Here is a 6,463-nt window from a genome sequence, read left to right as displayed (position 1 = left end):
CAGCGGGTCGAACACCGCCGACCGCAACGCGACCAGCGCCACCACCAGGGGCACCAACGCCAGCGCCACGTGGCTCACCGTGCACACCCACTCGGGGAGGCTGGAAGGGCCCCGCGGGGTGGCCCGCGTCAGCACCAGCAGCGCGGAGCTCACCAGCGCCATGCCCACGCCCACCCAGCGCAGCCTGCGCCCTCGCGGGGACAGCGCTCCCCAGGAGCACACCGCGCTCGTGGACAGCAGCATCGCCAGCAGGGGCGCGCGGCCCATCAGCATCGAGCCCGTGGTGCGCCCCAGCGCCAGGAACACGCCCATCACCGCGAGCGCCATGCCCGCGGACGCCGCGAACACGCCCAACGCCTGCGAACGCCACCCCCGCACGGGCCGCTTCAGGGCCAGCTCCGCGCGCGATGCCGCCAGCGCGCGCTCCATCGCCTTCGGGTCCAGGCGGGGCGGGGTGGACCGCCATGGGTCGGTCGGAGGGCTCATGACACGTCCTCCAGTCCGCCCAGCAACTCACGCAGCTTCTCGTAGCCCCGGTGTGCCCGGAGCCGGGCCGCGCCCGCGCGGATGCCGCGCATCTCGGCGATCTCCTCGAAGGACCAGCCCTCCATCTTGCTCAGCACCACGGCCTCACGCTGCTCCACGGGCAATTGCTGGAGCGCGTCCTCGATGCGCCGGCGCATGGCCGGGTCCCCGTCCGGCGCGGGCACCGACGTGGGCCCGTCCTGCGGCGCGTGCGCGTGCGCGTCCACGTGCTGCTGATGCCGCAGCGCGTCCCGGGCCGCGTTCGCCGCGATGGTGAGCAGCCAGGGGGTGAAGCGGGTGCCCCGCTCGTAGCGGCCCCGGGCGCGGATGACGGAAAGGAAGGTCGTCTGCATGAGGTCCTCCGCCAGCGGTCCGTCCCTCACCATGCGGGAAAGGAAGCCGTGCACACGCCCGGCATGCCGGGCGAACAGCGCCTCGAACGCCGGCTCGTCTCCCTGGCGAAACTGGTCCATGAGCACTTCGTCCGTAACGCCTTCCATCGTCTGGCTCACGGACGGCCCTGCTCGGAAATCGTTTCCAAGGGCGGTCGATTGCCTCCTTGGAGGCTCCAAGGCCTTGAAACGACAAGCGCTGGACGTGACATCGCCGGAGGGCTCGCTTCCAGGACCCGAACGGGTAGTGTCGCGCGCCTTACCGGTTTCAACGCGTTTCCCCAATTCGAGCGTCCATGTCCCCGGCCGAGGTCGTCATCCAGTCCACGCTGTTCGAATCGCTGCTGCGCTGCGTGCGGTTGGACAACGCGTTGCGCGAGCGGATGGCGGCGGCTGGCTATGACCCGGACCGGCCCAGGGCCAGCTATCCGGCGTCGGTGTTCCAGCGCTGCCAGAACCTGGTGCTGCAGGCCGCGTACGCGGGCCGGCCTCGCGAGGAGGCCCTGCGGCAGATGGGCCGGGACCTGGTGCGCGGCTACTTCGAGACGCTGGTGGGCAAGGTCGTGAACGTGGCCCTGAAGGTCGCGGGCCCGGACCGCGCGATGAAGCGGGTGGCGCTGAGCTTCCGCTCCGTGATGGAGCCGGTGGAGATCACCTCCACGGAGCTGGGCCCCAAGGACTGGCGGGTGACCTTCCAGGGCTATCCCTTCCCGGCGGAGGCCGCGGCGGGGTGTTGCGAGGAGGCACTGCGTCAGGCCGGGGCCGCCAATGCCAACGCGGTGCTCGAGTCCGACGACGGACACGGCCGCTTCGAGCTGCACATGCGCTGGTAGGACGTCCCTGTGCACGCCGTAACGGTGATCATCATCCTTCCACCGCGACATGACTGAATGCGCTATGAGGGCCCCATGAAAATCGGCAAGGACAGTGTTGTCGCCATTGACTACAAGCTGCACCTCGGCGACGGGAAGACCGTGGACGAGAGCGAGGCGGGCGAGCCGCTCGTCTACCTGCACGGCTACGAGGAGATCGTCCCCGGCCTGGAGAAGGCGCTGGAGGGCAAGTCCGCGGGCGAGTCGCTGAAGACGGTCGTCTCCGCGGCGGACGGCTACGGCGACTACGATCCGGAAGGCGTCGAGGAGGTCCCCCGGACCGAGTTCCCCGAGGACCTGGAGATCAAGGCCGGCGGCATCCTGAGCGCCACGGATCCGGAGGGCGACGAGGTCGACTTCCTGGTGAAGGAAGTGCGCAAGGACACGGTGCTGGTGGACTTCAACCACCCGTTCGCCGGCAAGGAACTGCACTTCGAGGTCTCCATCAAGGAAGTGCGCGCCGCCACGCCCGAGGAACTCGAGCACGGCCACGCGCACGGCCCCGACGACGACCACGATCACTGACCGGCGGGACCCTTCGGCCGGCCCTTGCCGTGCGTCCGGGCATGCCGCCCGGGCGCCGCGCCTTCGGGCCGCTTGGAGCGTCCATGGTCGGTCTGGGGCGGTCCCGGGTCGCGCTGCTTCGCCGCGAACGCCTCCATCTCCCGCTTGAAGAGGGGGTCCCTGCGCGGCACCTCCGTGCGCGGAAGCTCCTGGCGGATGATGCGCTCGATGTCCTGGAGCGTGCGCCGCTCCACCTCCAGCGCGAACAACGAAGCCCGTCCACTGGCCGCCGCGCGAGCGGTGCGGCCAATGCGGTGCACGTAGTCCTCCGGCCCGTGAGGCACGTCCATGCTGATGACGTGGCCAATGTCATCCACGTCCAGTCCGCGCGCCGCCAGGTCGGTGGCCACGAGGCAGCGGTACTGCCCCCGGCGGAAGCCCTCCAACGCCTGACGTCGCTGGGCCTGTGTGCGGCCCGCGTGCAGGGCGGCGGACTTGTGGCCCGCGGCGGCGAGCAGCTCCTTCATCTTGTCCGCGCGTTGCTGGGTGCGCACGAACACGAGCGCGCTGGCCTGATCCTGTGAGAGCAGCGTGAGGAGCAGGGGCCACTTCTCCTCGGGCTTCACGATGTAGAGGTGCTGTTCGGCGCGAGGCGCGGGCGTGCCGCTGGGCGTCACCTCCACGCGCACGGGCTTGTGCAGGGCGCGCTGTCCGAAGCGCGTCACGTCCGCGCCCAGGGTGGCGGAGAACAGCAGCGTCTGGCGCTGGCGGGGCAGCGCGTGGAGGATCTGGTTGATCTGCGGCAGGAAGCCCATGTCGAGCATCCGGTCCGCTTCATCCAGCACCAGGGTCTGGATGCGCGACAGGTTCACGGCCTTCACGCCCAGCAGGTCCACGAGCCGGCCCGGCGTGGCCACGATGAGGGTGGGACGTGAATTCAGCGCATCCACCTGCGCGTTCATGTCCTCGCCGCCGACGATGAGGACGGGCATGACGCCCAGGGGCTCGCCGAAGAAGCGGGCCTGCTCCTCCACCTGCTGCGCCAGCTCGCGCGTGGGGGTGAGGATGAGGCCCCGGGTGCCCTTCTCGCCCGCGAAGCGCTCAATCATGGGGAGCAGGTAGGCGGCCGTCTTGCCGGTGCCGGTGGCCGCGCAGCCGATGACGTCACGGCCGGACAGCGCGGGCGGGATGGCCTGCGCCTGGATGGGCGTGGGAGTACCGAAGCGGGCACGCTTCACGGCGCCCAGCGTTTCGGGGGACAGGCCCAGGGACTTGAAGGAAGCAGTCATGCCCCACGCCTCCCACGTCCGGGCCGGAGAGGGAAGGGGGATTGAGGGGGAGGGCGCCCCGGGCCATGTAAGCCCAGGGCGCGCCAGGGGCTGTTTCAGCCCGCGTTCAGCGCCGCGCCGTGGTGGCGCAGGTGGTCTTCCATGAACGTGGAGACGAAGTAGTAGCCGTGGTCGTACCCCTCCTGCATGCGCAGGGTGAGGGGCTGGCCCGCCGCCTCGCAGGCTTCCTTGAGGAAGTGCGGGTGCAGCTGGTCCGGCAGGAACTTGTCCTTCGTCCCCTGGTCCACGAGCAGCGCCGGCACGCGCCGGCCGGCCTTCAAGAGCTCCGTGGCGTCGTACTCGCGCCACGTCTGCTCATCCGGCCCCAGGTATCCGCCAAAGGCCTTCTTGCCCCAGGGGCTGCGGATGGGAGCGCCAATGGGAGCGAACGCGGACACGGACTTGTACCGGCCCGGGTTCCGGAGCGCCGTCACCAGCGCGCCGTGCCCGCCCATGGAGTGCCCGAAGATGCCCTCGCGGTCCATGCGCGCGGGGAAGTGCGCGCCGATGATGCCGGGCAGCTCCTGGGTGATGTACGTGCCCATGCGGTAGCGCGCCTTCCACGGCTCCTGGGTGGCGTCCAGGTAGAAGCCCGCGCCGGTGCCGAAGTCCCAGTCCGCGTCCTCGCCCGGGATGCCCACGCCGCGAGGACTGGTGTCCGGCGCCACGAGCATCAGCCCCAGCTCCGCCGCCACGCGCTGCGCGCCGCCCTTGGTGACGAAGGTCTCCTCCGTGCAGGTGAGGCCCGCCAGGTAGTACAGCACGGGCACCTTGCCGTGCTTCGCCTGGGGCGGGGTGAAGACGCTGAAGCGCATCTCACCGCCGCAGGCCTCGGACGGGTGCTTCCAGAAGGACTGCGTCCCCCCGAAGCACGCGTGCTCGCTGACGAGCGTGGGCGTCACGGCGCTCATCCGTACTTCACCACGCTGCGGATGGACTTGCCCTCGTGCATCAGGTCGAAGCCGTGGTTGATCTCCTCCAGCTTCAGCGTGTGCGTGATCAGCGGGTCGACCTGGATCTTCCCGTCCATGTACCAGTCGACGATCTTCGGCACGTCCGTGCGGCCGCGGGCGCCGCCGAACGCGCTGCCCTTCCACACGCGGCCGGTGACGAGCTGGAACGGGCGGGTGCTGATCTCCTGCCCCGCGCCCGCCACGCCGATGATGATGCTCTCGCCCCAGCCGCGGTGGCAGCACTCCAGGGCCTGGCGCATCGTCTTCACGTTGCCGATGCACTCGAAGCTGTAGTCCGCGCCGCCGCCGGTGAGGTTCACCAGGTAGGGGACGAGGTCGCCTTCCACTTCCTTCGGGTTCACGAAGTGCGTCATCCCGAACTTCTCCGCGATCTCCTTGCGAGCGGGGTTCAGGTCCACGCCGACGATCATGTCCGCGCCCACCATCCGCGCGGCCTGCACGACGTTCAGGCCGATGCCGCCCAGGCCGAAGACGACGACCTTCGCGCCGGCCTCCACCTTCGCGGTGTAGACGACGGCGCCCACGCCGGTGGTGACGCCGCAGCCGATGTAGCAGACCTTGTCGAAGGGGGCGTCCTCGCGGATCTTCGCCACCGCGATCTCCGGCAGCACCGTGAAGTTCGCGAACGTGGAGCAGCCCATGTAGTGGTGGATGGCCTGCTTGCCCAGGCGGAAGCGGCTGGTGCCATCCGGCATCAGGCCCTTGCCCTGCGTGGCGCGGATGGCCGTGCACAGGTTCGTCTTCTGGGACAGGCACGACTTACAGCCGCGGCACTCCGGCGTGTAGAGCGGGATGACGTGGTCGCCCTTCTTCACGCTGGTGACGCCCGGGCCCACGTCCACGACGATACCCGCGCCCTCGTGGCCGAAGATGGCGGGGAACAGACCCTCCGGGTCCGCGCCAGAGCGGGTGAACTCGTCGGTGTGGCACAGGCCGGTGGCCTTCAGCTCGATCAGCACCTCGCCCGCCTTGGGGCCCTCCAGGTGCACGGTTTCGATGCTCAGGGGCTTGCCGGCCTCGAAGGCGACGGCGGCGCGGACGTCCATGGTGGGGCTCCTGTGAGTGGGGAACGAAGACTCCCCACCATAGAGGCCACGCACCGCGTCGTCCGTGAAAAGAAGCGGCCCGGCCCATCAGGGCCCGCTTCTAGACGGAGATCAGGCCCTTGCGGATGCCTTCGGTGACGGCCTCCACCCGGTTCGTCACTTCGAGTTTCCGGTAGATGTGCTCCAGGTGCGTGCGGATGGTCGCCTTGGAGAGCGACAGCAGCCGGGCCGCCTCGCTGTTGGACACGCCCTTGGCGATGAGCTGGAGGATCTCCCGCTCGCGGTCCGACAGCGGCTTGAGCAACGGCTCCTGCGCGGATGCCGGAGCCGCGGGCTCCGAGGCGGACGGCGCCACGGCCAGGGGCTCCGTGGGCACGGGCGCGGTGTCCGGCTCCACGCGGAAGTGGCGCAGCAGGCGCCGCGCGAGGTTCGGCTGGATGACCGTGCCGCCCGCGCGCACCTCCTTGATGGCCTCCACGATCTTGTCCACCGTGGCGCCCTTGAGCAGGTAGCCGGACGCGCCTGCCTTCACGGCTTCGAGGACTTTGTCCTCCTCGTCGAAGATGGTGAAGATCAGGATCTCCACCTTCGGGAAGCGCGCCTTCACCTCGCGAGTGACGTCGATGCCGCTCATGCGCGGCAGCCCCAGGTCCAGCAGCAGCACGTCCGGCTGCTCGCGCTCCACCTCCACCAGCGCGGCCTCACCGGACAACGCGGTGCCCACGATGTCGATGTCCGGGTGGCCTTCGAAGAGGCGCAGCTGGTTCTTCAAGATCTTGGTCTGGTCCTCCACGACGAACACGCGGATGGGGAGGGCGGGGG

Annotated in this window: 8 protein-coding genes; 2 read left to right on the top strand and 6 right to left on the bottom strand. The window is 69.9% G+C overall.

The window, feature by feature from the left end; all coding sequences use genetic code 11:
- Positions 1-486 (bottom strand): DUF1109 domain-containing protein (locus D7V77_RS39290; RefSeq protein WP_120581332.1); only part of this gene is annotated, 486 nt, incomplete at its 3' end.
- Positions 483-1,025 (bottom strand): RNA polymerase sigma factor, encoded by a 543-nt coding sequence (locus D7V77_RS39285; protein WP_120581331.1) that lies wholly within the window; start codon positions 1,023-1,025, stop codon positions 483-485. The genes D7V77_RS39285 and D7V77_RS39290, both read right to left, overlap by 4 nt.
- Before the next feature lie 188 nt (positions 1,026-1,213).
- On the opposite strand from D7V77_RS39285, the gene D7V77_RS39280 reads away from it, so the two are divergent.
- Positions 1,214-1,750, top strand: coding sequence for a DUF2378 family protein (locus tag D7V77_RS39280; RefSeq protein ID WP_120581330.1), 537 nt, complete (start codon positions 1,214-1,216; stop codon positions 1,748-1,750).
- Between the two features lie 75 nt (positions 1,751-1,825).
- Positions 1,826-2,314, top strand: coding sequence for a peptidylprolyl isomerase (locus D7V77_RS39275; protein WP_120581329.1), 489 nt, complete (start codon positions 1,826-1,828; stop codon positions 2,312-2,314).
- Here the strand turns inward: D7V77_RS39275 and D7V77_RS39270 are convergent.
- From D7V77_RS39270 to D7V77_RS39255, 4 genes are all read right to left on the bottom strand, one after another.
- The gene (locus D7V77_RS39270; protein WP_120581328.1) at positions 2,308-3,582 is read right to left on the bottom strand and encodes a DEAD/DEAH box helicase; all 1,275 of its coding nucleotides are present in this window, start codon (positions 3,580-3,582) and stop codon (positions 2,308-2,310) included. The genes D7V77_RS39275 and D7V77_RS39270 overlap by 7 nt on opposite strands.
- Before the next feature lie 95 nt (positions 3,583-3,677).
- Positions 3,678-4,532, bottom strand: a complete 855-nt coding sequence (gene fghA, locus D7V77_RS39265) for an S-formylglutathione hydrolase (RefSeq protein ID WP_120581327.1) — start codon at positions 4,530-4,532, stop codon at positions 3,678-3,680.
- Positions 4,529-5,641: an S-(hydroxymethyl)glutathione dehydrogenase/class III alcohol dehydrogenase gene (locus D7V77_RS39260; RefSeq protein ID WP_014396689.1), complete on the bottom strand. Its 1,113-nt coding sequence runs from the start codon at positions 5,639-5,641 to the stop codon at positions 4,529-4,531. Before D7V77_RS39260 ends, fghA begins: the two co-directional genes overlap by 4 nt.
- A gap of 100 nt (positions 5,642-5,741) precedes the next feature.
- Entirely contained in the window at positions 5,742-6,449 is a 708-nt protein-coding gene (locus D7V77_RS39255) for a response regulator transcription factor (RefSeq protein ID WP_233597505.1), read from the bottom strand.
- Positions 6,450-6,463 lie beyond the last annotated feature (14 nt).

Origin of the sequence: Corallococcus sp. CA041A (assembly GCF_003612075.1) — a bacterium.
GTDB lineage: Bacteria > Myxococcota > Myxococcia > Myxococcales > Myxococcaceae > Corallococcus > Corallococcus exiguus.
The sequence above is the reverse complement of the archived record's forward strand: the minus strand, read 5'-3'. Positions and strand labels throughout refer to the sequence as shown.